Here is a 14,441-nt window from a genome sequence, read left to right as displayed (position 1 = left end):
TCCTCCCCCGAGGCACAACCGTGGGGGCAACCCACCGGCCGGGACTCGGTGTCACGCGGACAAAAACGGCATCCCCCGCACCACCCTCTCCACCTCCAGCGCCGTGGGCGGCAATTTCCGCCCGCGGCGCTTGATCAAGCCCACATTGCGCATCACCTGCGGCTCCACCAACGGCACGCTTACCAGAACCGGGTGCGCGCACGCCGGCATCGCAATCGAAGGCACCATCGCTACCCCCAACCCCGCCTCCACCAACGCAATCATGGTGGTCACGTGGTGCGTCTCGCAGACACTCGGTTTTTTCACACGTACGCCGCGCAAGGCCTGGTCAAGCAGGAAGCGGTTGCCCGAAGTTTTGTCCACCGTGATGTAGTCATGCTCAAAGGCTTCGGCCCAGGTCACGCTGTCACGTTCGGCCAACGGGTGATCACGGCGACAGGCGAGTACGTATCGCTCCTGCAGCAGCAATTCGAACTCCACTTCATCGGGCAGGCTGCCGCTGAAACTCACGCCAAAATCCGCCTCGCCATTTTCCACCGCATTGCACACCTCACCGGCACTGGCATCCAGCACCCGCAGGCGAATCTTTGGATACAGCTTGTGGAATTCGGAGATCACGTGAGGCATGAAGTAGTACGCAGTCGAAGGCACGCAGGCGATGATGACATCGCCCATGCGCGTGGACGCGACGTTACTGATGCCCATCAGCGCGATGTCGAGGTCGTCGAGCATGCGCTCGACTTGCGGCAGGAATGCACGGCCCACCATGGTCAGGCTGACCCGTCGGGTGGTGCGCTCGAACAGCTTTACATCAAGCGCGGATTCAAGTTTTTCGATGCGCCGACTGAGCGCCGGTTGCGAGATACGGATGGCCTCCGCGGCGCCGCGAAAACTGCCCTTGTCTACCACAGCGCGGAAGGCTTGGAGGTCGTTGAGGTCGAAGTTGATGATCACGGAGAACGGCCAGTCAATAGCGGGATGGACGGCATTATCGTACGACTGTCGGTGGGAAGCCATGCATGAGGACCGCCAGAAAAACTGCAGTTGTGGCTTAGCCGGATTCTGAGAGCCCCGTCAGTTGCTTCCTGTTTTTTCTGACGTAAAGACACGCTCGCTCTGGTTCCCTAGAATCCCGCGTTCGACTTTATGACTAATGGACCCAGCCATGGCCGAACCGATCGTAAAAAGCACACCACTGACTTGGTACGTCGAGCATTTCGCCTTCTTCAGCGGTGCCTTTACCTTTCTCGCTATCGCGGGGCTGTTGATATTTATCTACCGACGTTCCGGCTCGCTGCTGTTTTTGCGGGATTGGATATGGCGGTTTTTTGGGGGCAAAACGCGCTTCGAAACAGAACGTTTTGAACGCATGCGCAAGGATTTGCGCGAGCTTGAATATTACCGCTACGAATTCAACATCCCTGCCAAAACGCTGCGGGAGGCAGACTTGGCCGAGGATTGGATGTACAGCAATGAATTCGCCCCGCGCGACTTCGGCCGCGTGAAGCGATACATAGAGTGGGGCGACTTCACAGCGCTGAATTTCATCACCCGGCGGTTCGCACAATGGCGCATCAACTGTTTTTTTGTACTCGCTTTCGTGCTTTTGGCAGGTGTAGCCATTGCGGTTCCGCTGATTGAATCGAAGTACCTGATGGTGTCCCTGAAAAACGCCCCAGATGCTCCATCGTTCTATTTATCTGAAGATAACGTGAAGTTCGGCATCTGGTCCGACAACGTCCTGATGGTAGAACACTGCCGGTCGTCCGAGTCGCTACAGGCTTTTCTTCTCCCGGGATTACCGGAAGAGAAACTCGACATCATTTGCTCATTCTTCCTCGACAAGAACTAAAACAAATACGTACGAGAGGGTTTGAGCGAACAGCGCGGGCTACTGTTCTCGCTGGTACTCGTGTCGATGGCCTGGATGATTTACCTGGTGATCCTGATCGCGCGAATGGAAGTCGCCCGACGACTCTACAGACAATGGCAGGCCAACCAGTCTTGAAAAAGCTGCCTTGAAAAAAGCACTTAGGTGCGTAGTCTGCAATCCGACCGTTTTCGACTGAGAGTTCAATGAGCAAGGCATCCGGCAGAAAAACGCTACACCGAGCGCTGAAAGGAGCTGTATGCCTGGTAGGCCTGCCCTGCCTCGCCGCGCTGGGCTTCTTCACTTGGCAAAACTTCTACCCAGTGAGTACGGCGAGCGGCTGGACTGTTCAGGTGCTGCACCGCGATGTGCCCAAAGCTGCCTCGCTGATGCCGTTACCGGACGGCGCGTTGATGGTCAGCCAGGAGCTCGACGACGCCAAGGGCAGTATCGTGCGCATTCACCTGGACGGGACACGCGAAGTGGTGGTGGGCAAGCTGTCCAAACCCGACGGTATGCTCTCCACCCGTGGCGGCTGGGTATTCAGCCAGGAAGCACTCGACTCTCCCGTCAGCTTCCTCAAGGACGGTACCGTCACAGAGTTATTCAGGGGCGAAAACGTGCAAGGTCTGTGGGACGACGGGGACTACCTTTATGCGATGGAGGACCGTCGCGACGAGGGCCGTCTCCTGCGTTATCGCTGGAGCGACCGGACCTTGAGCGTCGTGCGCAAAGACCTCGATGAGGGTGAATCCATCATCCGCTGCACCGATGGCCGCATGCTCTACACGAAGAAGAAAGAAGGCACGGTGCGTGAGCTAGCCGCAGACGGCAGTGATCCGGTGGTACTGGCCAAGCTGAACCAGCCGACGTTTTTGATGTGCGATGAGCGCGGGTTATGGATCAATGAAGACGCCACCCACCGTGCGCGGCTGTTGCTGATCGACAAACAAGGGCACCAGCAGACGATTTTGTCGTTCTTGAAAGCGCCACAATCGATCGTGCCGACTGCGCGCGGGACTTATCTGCTGGCCGAGGGCGGACGTGATCGCGTATTGGAGCTGACCCCGCCCCAACCCGCCGTCGCGCAGGAGTGAGCGCGCTGCTTACGCAGGTGATGCCATTCAGTGCGAGCGCCTCGGTGAGCGTCTCTCGGTAAATCAATATACCCATCTCCCAAAAAACGATGGCGTGTCGACGAAGACCGGCAAACACCCAGGCTTCAATCTTGGAAGGAGGTATGAACAAAGCTGTGCGGAAGGGTATGTAGGACTTTTATGGCACCAAAAACGAAAAAGCCCCGTAGCTTATTCAGCTACGGGGCTTTTTCTATGTAATGGCGGAGAGATAGGGATTCGAACCCTAGGTACCGGTGAAGGTACAACGGATTTCGAATCCGTCCCATTCGGCCACTCTGGCATCTCTCCAACGGCGCGCATCATAACAGCATGATTCGTGGATGCAAAGCGCCTAAGCGATTTTTTTCCGTGCTATCAGATGCTTGCGTCGATTACAGCGGTACGCCGAGACGATTGGCGACTTCTTCGTAAGCTTCGATAACGTCACCGAGGCCCTGGCGGAAGCGGTCTTTGTCCATCTTCTTCTTGGTGTCCTTGTCCCACAGGCGGCAGCCGTCCGGGCTGAATTCGTCGCCCAGGACGATGGAACCGTCGTGGAACACACCGAATTCAAGCTTGAAGTCCACCAGCAGCAGGCCTGCGTCGTCGAACAGCTTGCTCAGTACGTCGTTGACCTTGAGGGACAGCTCTTTCATGCGAGCCAGTTGCTCAGCGGTGCCCCAGCCAAATGCCACGACGTGGGATTCGTTGATGAAAGGGTCGCCCTTGGCGTCGTCCTTCAGGAACAGTTCGAACGTGTAAGGGTTGAGCTTGAGGCCCTCCTCCACACCCAGGCGCTTGACCAAGCTGCCGGCGGCGTAGTTACGCACGACGCATTCGACCGGGATCATGTCCAGCTTCTTCACCAGGCACTCGTTGTCGCCCAGCAGTTTGTCGAATTGGGTCGGAATGCCGGCCTCTTCGAGTTTCTGCATGATGAAGGCGTTGAACTTGTTGTTCACCATCCCCTTGCGGTCCAGTTGTTCGATGCGCTTGCCGTCGAACGCCGAGGTGTCGTTGCGAAACAGCAGGATCAGGCGGTTGGCGTCGTCGGTCTTGTAAACCGACTTGGCCTTGCCGCGGTAGAGTTCTTCACGTTTTTCCATGATGGGCTCCGCTTTGAGTGAGGTGGGCTAGGCGATATGTCGCCAGTCGAGCCCTGAATCTTGATCGGCCAGTTGCAGCCAGTCCGGGTCGCACCCGAGGGTGTCGACAAAACATTGCCGGGCAAGCGTCGGCAGGTTGTTCTTGCTGCTCAGGTGGGCCAGGACCAGGTGTTGCAGGTCTTGCCAGCCCAACTCATACACCAGGTACGCCGCCTGGTGGTTGTTCAAATGTCCCAGTTCGCCGCCCACCCGCTGCTTGAGAAAGTAGGGATAGTGACCGCGAGCCAGCAGGTCTCGGCAGTGGTTGGACTCGATCATCAAGGCATCGAGGTCGCGGTAACCGTCCAGCACCTTGGCGCAGTAGGAGCCCAGGTCGGTCAGCACGCCGAAGCGTCGCTGGCCATCACTGAATACATACTGCGTCGGCTCCTGAGCGTCGTGCGCCACGGCAATCACATCAATGCTCAAGGCACCGATTTGCAGTTGCTCACCGCCAGCCAGGAAACCTGCGGGCTCAATGGGCTTGCGCATCCCGCGCAAGGTGCCGCGACTCAGGTACACCGGAAGATTGTAGCGCCGAGACAGCAAACCCACGCCATGCACGTGATCGGCATGTTCGTGGGTCACTAGAATCGCGCTCAGCTGCGTGGGGTGAACCCCCAGGCGCAGCAGGCGCCGCTCGGTTTCTTTTAACGAGAAACCACAATCCACCAGTACGTACGTGTCGTCGTGGGCGACCAGCGTGCCGTTCCCTTGGCTACCGCTACCGAGAACAGCAAAACGCATCGGATCAGCCCAAGTTGTCCTGAATTACGCCCAACACTTTGCGAGCTGTTTCAGCCGGAGCAACGGTGTTGATGTTCTTCTCGACGGTGACTTGCACAGTCTCGCCAACCTTGCTCAAACGAACCTGATAACGCTCGGCGCGGGTCTCGATTTCTTCCTTGGTCGGCTGGCTGCCAAACAGCTTGCCGAAGAAACCAGGCTCGTCGTCTTTGCGCTCGGCCTTTTCAGCCACGTTGATGTAGTAGAGGCCGAGGCTACGGTTGATGTCTTCAACACGCCAAGGGCCTTGCTCCAACGCGCGACCGACGCTGGCCCAGGCACGGTCCAGGTCTTCACCCAGGTTCAGCACCACGTTGCCACTGCCGTCCTCGGTGAGACTGACGCGACTCGGGGTGTCGTAATCACGTGCGGCGAGCAGGGAAACGGAACCGCCCTTCTCGGAAATACGGCTCATGCTGGCCAGCATCTCGTCGACCAGTGCAGAGTCAACGCCGGTGTTGACCGAACGGTTGGTGAAGGCGACGTTGGCGGTGCTGCCGGCAGGACGCTCGGCACTCACCACGTAGACTTCACTGGTATTGCGCTGCACGCCTGGCTCGATGCGAACACGCACGCGGGCTTCGCTGTCAGCCGCTACACCACTGGCTTGCAAACGCTTGGCCATGGTGGCGGACAGTTCGCTGCCTTGCTGCCATGCCGTGGTGAATTCGCCGGTCTGCGGGCGCTGCTCGTCGATGCGGAAACCGTTGTCCTGGAAGAACTGCACCGCCACTGGCCAGACTTCGGCAGGTGGGCGCTGAGCAACGATCCAGCGGGAATCACCGCTCTTCTGGAGGCTGTAGTCGCTGGCATCCGCCACGGCCGAGATCGGCTGTGGACGTGGCACTACGTATTCACCCTTAGTGGTGTCGTCGGCAACGTTGCGTGGAATCGGCAGCAACGGGTCAAGACGCTTTGCAACGTTGACGTCCGGTGGCAATTGCATCGGTTTGGTTGCTTGTGCTTCCAGGTAATCGCTGCCGCGGTCACGGAAGTAGCCTTCCGGGCCCCAGATCCAACCGCAGCCACTGGTGCTGGAGATAATCAAGGCAAGTGCGGAAAGTCCGGCCAATCGCTTCATGCGTAGTGCTTCCTCAATTAAACCAGGACGCCGGACTGGCGCAGGGCCTGTCGCAGCGGTTCGTGACAGGCTTCGCTGAGACGGGTGAGCGGCAGACGGATACCGTCCGGCATCAAGCCCATCTCGAACAGCGCCCATTTCACGGGAATAGGGTTGGATTCGATAAAGAGTGTCTTGTTGAGCGGCATCAGCTTCTCGTGGATCGCACGGGCGGTCACGGCGTCGCCAGCGATGGCAGCAGCGCACATGTCACTCATGGCACGTGGGGCCACGTTGGCGGTCACGGAGATGTTGCCCTTGCCACCCAGCAGGATCAGCTCGACAGCCGTGGCGTCGTCACCGGAATACAGCAGGAAGTCGCTGCTCACACCGGCCAGGATGTCCTTGGCGCGCTGCAGGTCTCCAGTGGCTTCCTTGATGCCGATAATGTTCGGCACGGTGGACAGGCGGATCACGGTCTCGGCCTTCATATCGCACGCGGTACGACCCGGCACGTTATAGAGGATCTGCGGGATGTCGACGGCTTCGGCAATGGTGCGGAAGTGCTGGTACAGGCCTTCCTGGGTCGGCTTGTTGTAGTACGGAGTCACCAGCAGGCAGGCGTCGGCGCCAGCCTTCTTGGCGTTTTTGGTCAGCTCGATCGCTTCGCGCGTCGAGTTGGCACCCGTACCGGCGATCACGGCGATGCGGCCCGCAACACGCTTGACCACGAACTCAATCACCTGGATGTGTTCTTCCACATCGAGGGTGGCCGACTCACCTGTGGTGCCGACCGCCACAATGGCGTTGGTGCCTTCTTGCAGGTGGAAGTCCACCAGTTTGCCCAGGCTGTCCCAGTCGAGATGACCTTGTGCATCCATGGGTGTGACCAGTGCCACCATACTGCCCGCAATCATGCAACCGCTCCTGCCGGAAAAAGAGAGCCGTAATGGTACTGGCGCCAAGATGCTTGTACAAGCGAAGTACCGCGTGAGGATGCGTTCTGGGGCAACTAAACGATGGGCAATGCCATCATTGGACGAAAGCATGGGTTACAGCAGGCTGGAATCACGCCGTTCACGTAATGAAAACGCCACCTCCTATCCCTTGGCGGCGCTTTTCGCTACCCTTCATGCTTTGATCGATACGGCCCTCATGGTATCGACCGCTCATCGTTTAGGAAGGCTGCATGTCCACCCCCACAGTTCGCGAACAATTCCTTGTTATCAGTGCCCTCGGCGCCAACCCCATGGAGCTGACGAACGTCCTGTGCCGCGCCAGCCATGAAAACCGCTGCGCCGTCGTGACCTCCCGCCTGACACGCCATGGCGAGTGCAGTGCGCTGGTCCTCCAGATCTCCGGCACCTGGGACGCCCTGGCACGCCTGGAAACCGGCCTGCCGGGCCTGGCCAAGAAACATGACTTCACCGTCAATGTAGTGCGTAGCGCCGCGCTGGAAAACCGTCCCCAGGCCCTGCCTTATGTGGCTTACGTCAGCTCGGCGTACCGCTCGGACATCGTCAACGAGTTGTGCCAGTTCTTTATCGACCATAACGTCGAACTGGAAAACCTGACCTGCGACACCTACCAGGCCCCGCAAACCGGCGGCACCATGCTCAACGCCACTTTCACCGTGACCCTGCCAGCCGGTGTGCAGATCAGTTGGCTGCGCGATCAGTTCCTGGATTTCGCCGACGCACTGAACCTCGACGCGTTGATCGAACCATGGCGCCCACAGAACCCAATGTAAGGAAGTATTCATGGCAGTAGTCATCGACCAACCCATAGCCGACTTCGAAGCCCAGGCCACCAGCGGCCAGACTTTTAGCCTTGCGGCCCTCAAGGGTAAGCAGGTGGTGATCTACTTCTATCCGAAGGACAGCACCCCCGGCTGCACCACTGAAGGCCAAGGCTTCCGTGACCAGTATGCGGCGTTCCAAGCGGCCAACACTGAAGTGTTTGGCGTGTCGCGCGACAGCGTGAAGTCCCACGAGAACTTCAAAGGCAAGCAGGAATTCCCTTTCGAGCTGATCAGCGACAAAGACGAGGCGGTTTGCCAGCTGTTTGATGTGATCAAACTGAAGAAGCTTTACGGCAAGGAATACTTGGGTGTGGATCGCAGCACCTTCCTGATCGACAAGGAAGGCGTGCTGCGCCAGGAATGGCGTGGCGTAAAAGTGCCAGGGCATGTGGATGCTGTACTGACAGCAGCGCAGGCTTTGAATAAGGCCTGAAAATGTGAGAGGGGGAGCAGGCTCCCCCTTTCCGTTTCAGAGCAAAGGCGCCACCACTGGCTCCTGCCGCGGCCACGCATCCAGCACTGCCTTGAACAGCGTTGCCAGGGGAATCGCAAAGAACACCCCCCAGAATCCCCATAGCCCACCAAACAACAATACCGCGCAAATGATCGCCACCGGATGCAGGTTGACCGCCTCCGAGAAGAGCAACGGCACCAGCACGTTGCCATCCAGGGTCTGGATGATCCCGTACACCGCCATCAGGTAGATAAACTGGTCGCTCCAGCCCCACTGGAACAAAGCGATCAGCGTAACTGGTACCGTCACCACTACCGCGCCGACATAGGGCACCACCACTGAAATACCGACCAGCAATGCCAACAGGGCCGCGTAATTCAGGTCCAGGGCAATAAAAGCGATGTAGGTAACGCCGCCGCAGATAATGATCTCGATGACTTTGCCACGAATGTAGTTGGCGATCTGCCGGTTCATTTCCTCGGCAACCCGAGTAATTAGCGCTCGCTCACGCGGCAGGTAGCCACTCACCCAGCGACCGATCATTGCGCGATCCTTGAGAAAGAAGAACACCAGGATCGGGACAAGCACCAGGTAGATCATGATATTGACCAGCAGCGGCAAGCTGGACAGGGAAAACGTCAGCGCCCATTGCCCGAATTTCCCGATTTCGCCGCGCGCCACTTCAATGGCCTGCAACACCTGCTCATCCGATACCAGATGCGGGTAGCGCTCCGGCAACAGCAGCAACAGCGACTGCCACTTGGCGAGCATGCCCGGCAACTCGTTGAACAGCGTTATCAGTTGGTGCCACAGCAGCGGCAACACCACCACGATAAACACCACCAGCAGGCCCATGAACAAGGCGAAGACCAGCCCCACTGCCGCACCGCCTGGCAAGCGCAAACGCTCAAGGGTGGTGACCAGGCCCTGCATCAGGTAAGCGAGCACCATCCCCGCAAGTACGGGCGCCAGCATGCCACCCAAGGTGAGGACTGCGGTAAAGGCCAAAAACAACAGGACGGCTAGTACCACGGCTTCTTCATCAGAGAAGTAGCGCTGGATCCAGTCTCGTAACACTTTGAACATCAATCAACCTCGGGTGGTAGGGGCAACGGCTCAGGCCTTGCGCAACCAGTAACGGTACACACCGGCGGCATCTTCTTCATGCAACAACGTGTGGCCGGCCAGTTTGGCAAATGTGCGGAAATCCCTCTGGGAACCTGCGTCCGTTGCGATCACCTTGAGCACGGCACCGCTGGTCAATCGGTTGAGTTCCAGCTTGGCCTTGAGCAAGGGCAACGGGCAATTGAGGCCGCTGGCGTCGAGCTCGGCATCAAAGGCTACAGCGTCGGTCATGGTTTTACTCCGGGCAAGCGTTCGGGGTGCTTAGAATATCTGGTCCGGAGCTCAGTGTCCGGCTACAGTAAGCTCTTTGTCGAAAGGCTATGTGCATGACTTTTTTGCGCCCCACCCTGCTGACGCTGGCTTGCCTGCTGGCCTCTCCAGGCTTCGCTGACGACCTGCCGTCGCTTGGCGACGCCAGTTCTGCCATTGTCTCGCCACAACAGGAATTCCAACTGGGCCGTGCCTGGCTGGCCTACCTGCGCGGACAGGTTTCCCAACTGAACGACCCGCAACTCAAAGATTACGTCGAAACCAGCGTGTATAAGCTGGTAGAAACCAGCCAGGTGAACGACCGACGCCTGGAGTTCATCCTGATCAACAGCCCGCAACTCAACGCGTTTGCCGCGCCAGGCGGTATTGTCGGCGTGAACGGCGGCCTGTTCCTCAACGCCCAGACCGAAGGAGAATACGCCTCGGTGCTGGCGCACGAATTGGCTCACTTGTCACAGCGTCACTTCGCCCGTGGCGTTGAAGCGCAGCAGCGCATGCAGATCCCGATGATGGCTGCTCTCCTCGGTGGCATCATCGCGGCAGCCGCCGGCGCAGGTGATGCGGGCATTGCTGCGATCGCCGGCACCCAGGCGGCGGCGATCCAGGAACAACGGCGGTTCTCTCGGCAGAATGAACAAGAGGCTGACCGTATCGGTATCGTCAATCTGGAGAAAGCCGGCTACGACCCGCGCTCCATGCCGACCATGTTCGAGCGATTGGGGCGTCAATACCGCTTTGACGCCAAGCCACCAGAATTCCTGTTGACGCACCCGGTCACTGAATCGCGGATCGCCGACACCCGAAACCGAGCCGAGCAATCCAAGCCCGGCGGAAAGGAAGACAGCCTGCGCTATCAACTGATTCGCGCACGGGTGCAGCTGCAATATGAGGACACCTCAGGACTCGCCGCCAAACGCTTCCAGGCGCAACTGGACGAGAATCCGAAAAACGATGTGGCGCGTTATGGCCTGGCCATCGCCCAAATCAAGGCCTCACAATTCAAGCAAGCGAGAGATAGCCTGCAACCGCTGCTGGCCAAAGCGCCCAATGACATCACTTATAACCTGGCGCAAATCCAGCTGGACATAGACAACAGCCGTCTAGCCGACGCCCAGCAACGCACGGATCGGATGCTGACCCAATACCCCGGCAACTATCCGCTGAATCAGATCCGAGTCGACCTGCTGCTTAAACAAAATCGTACCGCGGATGCGGAAAAGGCCCTGGATGGCCTGCTCAAGTCTCGTCCGGACGATCCGGACGTGTGGTATCAAGTCGCCGAGACACGCGGGTTATCCGGCAACATCATCGGCCTGCACCAGGCGCGCGCTGAATACTTTGCTCTGGTGGGCGACTTCCAGCAGGCGATACAGCAACTGGACTTCGCCAAACGCCGCGCCGGCAGTAACTTTCCATTGTCGTCACGTATCGACGCACGCCAGCGTGAGCTGATCGAACAGGAACGCCTGGTAAAAGGGATGATGAGCTAAACCCATCACCCACAAAAAAGCCCCGCCATCGTTGACCGACGGCGGGGCTTTTTATTGGCTTAGCGGATTACTCGGCCAGCTTGAAGGTAATGAAGCTGGCGCGCCCCTGACGCAGCACGCGCATCGACACCGAGCGATTCTTCGGCAACGCCTTGGCGATATCAGTGAACTGCTTGGTGGAGTCAATCGCCTGATTGTTCAGATGGGTGATCACGTCCCCAGGCTGCAGGCCGATCAACGCTGCTGGGCCATCCTGCACTTCCTTGATCACTACGCCGCCCTTGAGGTCGAAGCTTTTCTTCTGCTCTTCGGTCAGCTCAACGACTGCAATGCCCAGACGGTTGCTGCTTCGCTCAGCACCCGATTTGTTATTGCCGAGGGCGTCCAGAGTCGCACCTTCTTCAGGAATAGCGCCTACCGTCAGTTCAACGTTCTGGCGCTTGCCGTCACGAATTACTTCCAGCTTGGCCTTGCTGCCCGCCTTGAGTGCACCGACCAGGTGTGGCAGGTCGGCCGACATGACAATCGGTTGGCCATTCATGGTCAGGATCACGTCGCCGACTTGCAGACCGCCTTTAGCAGCAGGGCCGTCGTCCTGGATCTGTGCAACCAGAGCACCAGCAGGCTTGTCGAGACCGAAGGACTCAGCGAGGTCTTTGTTCACTTCCTGGATCACTACGCCCAACCAGCCACGGCTAACCTTGCCACCGCTTTTCAATTGGTTGGAAACATCCATGGCCACGTCGATCGGAATAGCAAACGACACGCCCATGAAACCACCGGAGCGGGTGTAGATCTGCGAATTGATACCCACTACTTCACCGGCCAGGTTGAACAGCGGGCCACCGGAGTTACCTGGGTTGATCGGCACGTCGGTCTGGATGAATGGCACGTAGTTCTCATTCGGCAGGCTGCGACCAATGGCGCTGACGATACCCTGAGTCACAGTGTGGTCAAAACCGAACGGCGAGCCGATGGCGACTACCCACTGCCCGGCCTTGAGGTCCTGGGATTTGCCCAGTTTCAAAACGGGAAGGTCCTTACCGTCGATTTTCAGCAGCGCAACGTCGGAACGTGGATCGGTGCCCACCAGCTTGGCTTTCAGCTCGCTGCGGTCGGCCAGGCGAACGAGAATCTCGTCAGCGTCAGCGATCACATGGTTGTTGGTAAGGATGTAGCCATCAGGGGAAATGATAAAGCCCGAGCCCAGGGACTGCGCTTCACGCTGGCCACCACCACCGCCACGAGGCGTGCGCGGTTGTGGCATGCCGCGCTCGAAGAACTCTCGCAGCATCGGCGGCAGGCCTTCCAGGTCAGGCATCTGCTGGTTCGACACTTTGCGATCTGGCAGTTTCTGCGTGGTGCTGATGTTCACCACGGCCGGCGAGGCTTGCTCAACCAATTGGGTGAAATCAGGCAACTCGGCCGCTTGTGCAGGCAAGGCCTGGCCAAGCACCAGTACCGTGGCGACTATGGATAGGTAGGATTTCAAACGTGGTATCGACATACAGCTCCCGTTACGACGAGCAGGGTTGAGCGACAGGGTTCAAGAAACGCCGAAAACTGCGACCGACATTTTTGTTCCGCGAACAAAACAAGGCCAGAGCCGACAAGCCCTGACCTATAAAAAACATGGGAGATTTTTGCAAGTGAAAATGCTGATCCAGACATTTCATGCTCTCGGCAGCCAGCCTGACATGGACGTACAGTGGAAGAGCAGGATGAACATAGGATTAACAACTCACGGCTGGATGGTGGCCTTTTTTTCACCGCGCACCGACAGCGCGATACGCTCGGCGGTGCCGATAGGAATTTCACCAACTACCGTCACCATCATTTCGCCGTCCACCGTATTCAGCCGGCGGGACACAGCAACCGTGGGGCCCAATTGAGTGCGGGTTTCAGTCACGCCCACAGCGCTGATCGGCTCAAGAAATACCGAAAAACGTGCCAGCCCGTCTTCATACATCAAGCTGTCGACAGTGGCTTTGGTCTGAGCATCTTTACGGGCACTGCTATTGGTCAGTTGAAAACCCGGCGGCAACCATTCCAAATGCCAAGCCTGAGTGGGCTCTACTTCCGACGCCTTAATATCTGAGATAGCGATAGACGTGCATTCACTGCTGGGCTGCAAATCACGATCGGTGGGCGAGGTAGAAGTATTCAAGCGTGTGAATTGAAAGCGCTCCAGTAACTGCCCTTGATCGTTCAGCAACAGGGACTTGAGCGGCAATGCGGTTTCACGATCCAGATGCAGCTCAAAACCATAACGGTATTGATCACGTGGCGTAATCGAAACGATGACTGCATTACGGCCGGCCACGCGGGACTTGCCGATGATGGCCAATTCGTAAAATGGATTGATTTTTTGCGGGTCAAGCGCTCGTGAAGGCTCATCTCGCGAATTGCCAATGCCAGCAACCAGCGTGCCGCTGACACATTGGGTGCGGCCATCCACTCGCACAACTTCCTGGGCAGAACCATCGAGCTGCAAGAGCCGCTCGCGTACCTGACCATTCTGGACACGGTGCCAGATGTCGTGGGTGGAAAAACTGCCGTTACGTTCATAGACGAACGTACCTTCAAAGCTTTGCTGCTGCTCTGCACGCCCAAGTCGAGTCAGCCAATCTTGGGCTTCATCGGCATGGGCGGGTAGTGCAAACCAACCACTGAGAAACAGCGTAAGGAGCGGTATGGCGCGCATAATGCCCCTTAGCGGTTTAGCGATTTTCCAGGCTTGCAGCGCGAGCGTATGGCAGAGCGCTTTCAGTGCCTTTCAAGGCTGATTCCTGTGCGTGTTGGCGCAAGTAGCCTGGAAGACGCTGGTCCTGCGATTGCCCTTGAAGTACACCGTTGGCCATAGGGCCGGTGGTGTCAGAGCTTTCCTTGTAGCCGGCCAGTACAGCTGGGCCTTTGACTTGCGGACCGGCCATGACCGGCTGCTGAGTCTGTTGGGCCAGTTCGGCACCAGCAATTTCGTCCTGGTTGTACAGGCGAACACCAGCAAGCACTGCAACTGTCACCGAGGCAGCGACTGCCAGGCGACCCAGGCTACGCCAAGGACCACGAGCAGCTTTTGCCGGAACGGCTTCATCGGCCAGCGCAGCAGAAACAGCCGCAGCAATATCCAGACGAGGGATTAGAAGATCCTTATGCATCACCGCCCGAGCGACTTGGTAACGAGACCAGGTGTCACGGGTTTCGGCATCATCAAATGCGTTGAGCACTCGACGAAGTTCCAGTTCATCCGCTTCGTTATCCATCACTGCGGACAGCGATTCCTGCAGGGCATCACGACTCATGGCGGTTCCTCTCTTGGCTG

The 14,441-nt window shown here is 58.1% G+C and carries 15 protein-coding genes and 1 tRNA gene; 5 read left to right on the top strand and 11 right to left on the bottom strand.

The annotated features are described in order from the left end of the window. Positions 1 to 51: 51 nt before the first annotated feature. On the bottom strand, positions 52 to 954 hold the full coding sequence (locus ACEN2T_RS26895; protein WP_442117824.1) for a LysR family transcriptional regulator: 903 nt from the start codon (positions 952 to 954) through the stop codon (positions 52 to 54). A gap of 211 nt (positions 955 to 1,165) precedes the next feature. On the opposite strand from ACEN2T_RS26895, the gene ACEN2T_RS26890 reads away from it, so the two are divergent. Together ACEN2T_RS26890 and ACEN2T_RS26885 are read left to right on the top strand one after the other, a co-directional pair. Then, positions 1,166 to 1,852 (top strand): DUF6216 family protein, encoded by a 687-nt coding sequence (locus ACEN2T_RS26890; RefSeq protein ID WP_442117823.1) that lies wholly within the window; start codon positions 1,166 to 1,168, stop codon positions 1,850 to 1,852. Positions 1,853 to 2,076: 224 nt separating this feature from the next. Then, the gene (locus ACEN2T_RS26885) at positions 2,077 to 2,967 is read left to right on the top strand and encodes a hypothetical protein (protein ID WP_241089440.1); all 891 of its coding nucleotides are present in this window, start codon (positions 2,077 to 2,079) and stop codon (positions 2,965 to 2,967) included. 240 nt (positions 2,968 to 3,207) lie between these two features. On the opposite strand, the gene ACEN2T_RS26880 is transcribed toward ACEN2T_RS26885, so the two are convergent. The 5 genes from ACEN2T_RS26880 to dapA all read right to left on the bottom strand — a co-directional run bounded on the left by ACEN2T_RS26880 (position 3,208) and on the right by dapA (position 6,896). After that, positions 3,208 to 3,297: transfer RNA gene (locus tag ACEN2T_RS26880), tRNA-Ser, on the bottom strand. An 83-nt stretch (positions 3,298 to 3,380) separates the two neighbouring features. Continuing rightward, entirely contained in the window at positions 3,381 to 4,094 is a 714-nt protein-coding gene (purC, locus tag ACEN2T_RS26875) for a phosphoribosylaminoimidazolesuccinocarboxamide synthase (RefSeq protein WP_003172493.1), read from the bottom strand. A 27-nt stretch (positions 4,095 to 4,121) separates the two neighbouring features. Further along, the gene (locus ACEN2T_RS26870; protein WP_032888564.1) at positions 4,122 to 4,880 is read right to left on the bottom strand and encodes an MBL fold metallo-hydrolase; all 759 of its coding nucleotides are present in this window, start codon (positions 4,878 to 4,880) and stop codon (positions 4,122 to 4,124) included. A gap of 4 nt (positions 4,881 to 4,884) precedes the next feature. Beyond that, complete coding sequence (gene bamC, locus ACEN2T_RS26865; RefSeq protein ID WP_122680213.1) at positions 4,885 to 6,000, bottom strand: outer membrane protein assembly factor BamC; 1,116 nt, start codon at positions 5,998 to 6,000, stop codon at positions 4,885 to 4,887. A gap of 17 nt (positions 6,001 to 6,017) precedes the next feature. Beyond that, positions 6,018 to 6,896: a 4-hydroxy-tetrahydrodipicolinate synthase gene (gene dapA, locus ACEN2T_RS26860; protein ID WP_032888561.1), complete on the bottom strand. Its 879-nt coding sequence runs from the start codon at positions 6,894 to 6,896 to the stop codon at positions 6,018 to 6,020. 272 nt (positions 6,897 to 7,168) lie between these two features. Here dapA and ACEN2T_RS26855 point away from each other — a divergent pair, with 272 nt between their 5' ends. Continuing rightward, positions 7,169 to 7,729 carry a glycine cleavage system protein R gene (locus ACEN2T_RS26855; RefSeq protein ID WP_003172487.1) on the top strand — a complete coding sequence of 187 codons (561 nt, stop codon included), beginning with the start codon at positions 7,169 to 7,171 and terminating at the stop codon, positions 7,727 to 7,729. Positions 7,730 to 7,739: 10 nt separating this feature from the next. Continuing rightward, positions 7,740 to 8,213 (top strand): peroxiredoxin, encoded by a 474-nt coding sequence (locus tag ACEN2T_RS26850; protein WP_095184079.1) that lies wholly within the window; start codon positions 7,740 to 7,742, stop codon positions 8,211 to 8,213. Positions 8,214 to 8,249: 36 nt separating this feature from the next. Here ACEN2T_RS26850 and ACEN2T_RS26845 read toward each other — a convergent pair whose 3' ends face one another. Together ACEN2T_RS26845 and ACEN2T_RS26840 are read right to left on the bottom strand one after the other, a co-directional pair. Next, complete coding sequence (locus ACEN2T_RS26845; RefSeq protein ID WP_032888556.1) at positions 8,250 to 9,320, bottom strand: AI-2E family transporter; 1,071 nt, start codon at positions 9,318 to 9,320, stop codon at positions 8,250 to 8,252. 30 nt (positions 9,321 to 9,350) lie between these two features. Further along, complete coding sequence (locus tag ACEN2T_RS26840; protein WP_099601374.1) at positions 9,351 to 9,590, bottom strand: sulfurtransferase TusA family protein; 240 nt, start codon at positions 9,588 to 9,590, stop codon at positions 9,351 to 9,353. A gap of 95 nt (positions 9,591 to 9,685) precedes the next feature. On the opposite strand from ACEN2T_RS26840, the gene ACEN2T_RS26835 reads away from it, so the two are divergent. Further along, entirely contained in the window at positions 9,686 to 11,119 is a 1,434-nt protein-coding gene (locus ACEN2T_RS26835; protein ID WP_095184077.1) for a M48 family metalloprotease, read from the top strand. Positions 11,120 to 11,186: 67 nt separating this feature from the next. On the opposite strand, the gene ACEN2T_RS26830 is transcribed toward ACEN2T_RS26835, so the two are convergent. The 3 genes from ACEN2T_RS26830 to ACEN2T_RS26820 all read right to left on the bottom strand — a co-directional run bounded on the left by ACEN2T_RS26830 (position 11,187) and on the right by ACEN2T_RS26820 (position 14,421). Beyond that, the gene (locus tag ACEN2T_RS26830; RefSeq protein ID WP_032888548.1) at positions 11,187 to 12,626 is read right to left on the bottom strand and encodes a DegQ family serine endoprotease; all 1,440 of its coding nucleotides are present in this window, start codon (positions 12,624 to 12,626) and stop codon (positions 11,187 to 11,189) included. Positions 12,627 to 12,860: 234 nt separating this feature from the next. Beyond that, on the bottom strand, positions 12,861 to 13,823 hold the full coding sequence (locus ACEN2T_RS26825; protein WP_442117822.1) for a MucB/RseB C-terminal domain-containing protein: 963 nt from the start codon (positions 13,821 to 13,823) through the stop codon (positions 12,861 to 12,863). A gap of 16 nt (positions 13,824 to 13,839) precedes the next feature. After that, positions 13,840 to 14,421: a sigma-E factor negative regulatory protein gene (locus ACEN2T_RS26820; RefSeq protein ID WP_032888545.1), complete on the bottom strand. Its 582-nt coding sequence runs from the start codon at positions 14,419 to 14,421 to the stop codon at positions 13,840 to 13,842. Positions 14,422 to 14,441 lie beyond the last annotated feature (20 nt).

The organism is Pseudomonas sp. W22_MBD1_FP4 (genome assembly GCF_052113765.1).
Lineage (GTDB): Bacteria > Pseudomonadota > Gammaproteobacteria > Pseudomonadales > Pseudomonadaceae > Aquipseudomonas > Aquipseudomonas sivasensis.
Note: the sequence above shows the minus strand (reverse complement) of the source record. Positions and strands in the feature narration are given on the sequence as shown.

Bases quoted from the DNA above. Each gene is read 5' to 3' on its own strand.
- ACEN2T_RS26890 (WP_442117823.1), top strand. From the start codon at position 1,166: ATGGCCGAACCGATCGTAAAAAGCACACCACTGACTTGGTACGTCGAG.
- ACEN2T_RS26885 (WP_241089440.1), top strand. From the start codon at position 2,077: ATGAGCAAGGCATCCGGCAGAAAAACGCTACACCGAGCGCTGAAAGGA.
- purC (WP_003172493.1), bottom strand. From the start codon at position 4,094: ATGGAAAAACGTGAAGAACTCTACCGCGGCAAGGCCAAGTCGGTTTAC.
- ACEN2T_RS26870 (WP_032888564.1), bottom strand. From the start codon at position 4,880: ATGCGTTTTGCTGTTCTCGGTAGCGGTAGCCAAGGGAACGGCACGCTG.
- bamC (WP_122680213.1), bottom strand. From the start codon at position 6,000: ATGAAGCGATTGGCCGGACTTTCCGCACTTGCCTTGATTATCTCCAGC.
- dapA (WP_032888561.1), bottom strand. From the start codon at position 6,896: ATGATTGCGGGCAGTATGGTGGCACTGGTCACACCCATGGATGCACAA.
- ACEN2T_RS26855 (WP_003172487.1), top strand. From the start codon at position 7,169: ATGTCCACCCCCACAGTTCGCGAACAATTCCTTGTTATCAGTGCCCTC.
- ACEN2T_RS26850 (WP_095184079.1), top strand. From the start codon at position 7,740: ATGGCAGTAGTCATCGACCAACCCATAGCCGACTTCGAAGCCCAGGCC.
- ACEN2T_RS26845 (WP_032888556.1), bottom strand. From the start codon at position 9,320: ATGTTCAAAGTGTTACGAGACTGGATCCAGCGCTACTTCTCTGATGAA.
- ACEN2T_RS26840 (WP_099601374.1), bottom strand. From the start codon at position 9,590: ATGACCGACGCTGTAGCCTTTGATGCCGAGCTCGACGCCAGCGGCCTC.
- ACEN2T_RS26835 (WP_095184077.1), top strand. From the start codon at position 9,686: ATGACTTTTTTGCGCCCCACCCTGCTGACGCTGGCTTGCCTGCTGGCC.
- ACEN2T_RS26830 (WP_032888548.1), bottom strand. From the start codon at position 12,626: ATGTCGATACCACGTTTGAAATCCTACCTATCCATAGTCGCCACGGTA.
- ACEN2T_RS26825 (WP_442117822.1), bottom strand. From the start codon at position 13,823: ATGCGCGCCATACCGCTCCTTACGCTGTTTCTCAGTGGTTGGTTTGCA.
- ACEN2T_RS26820 (WP_032888545.1), bottom strand. From the start codon at position 14,421: ATGAGTCGTGATGCCCTGCAGGAATCGCTGTCCGCAGTGATGGATAAC.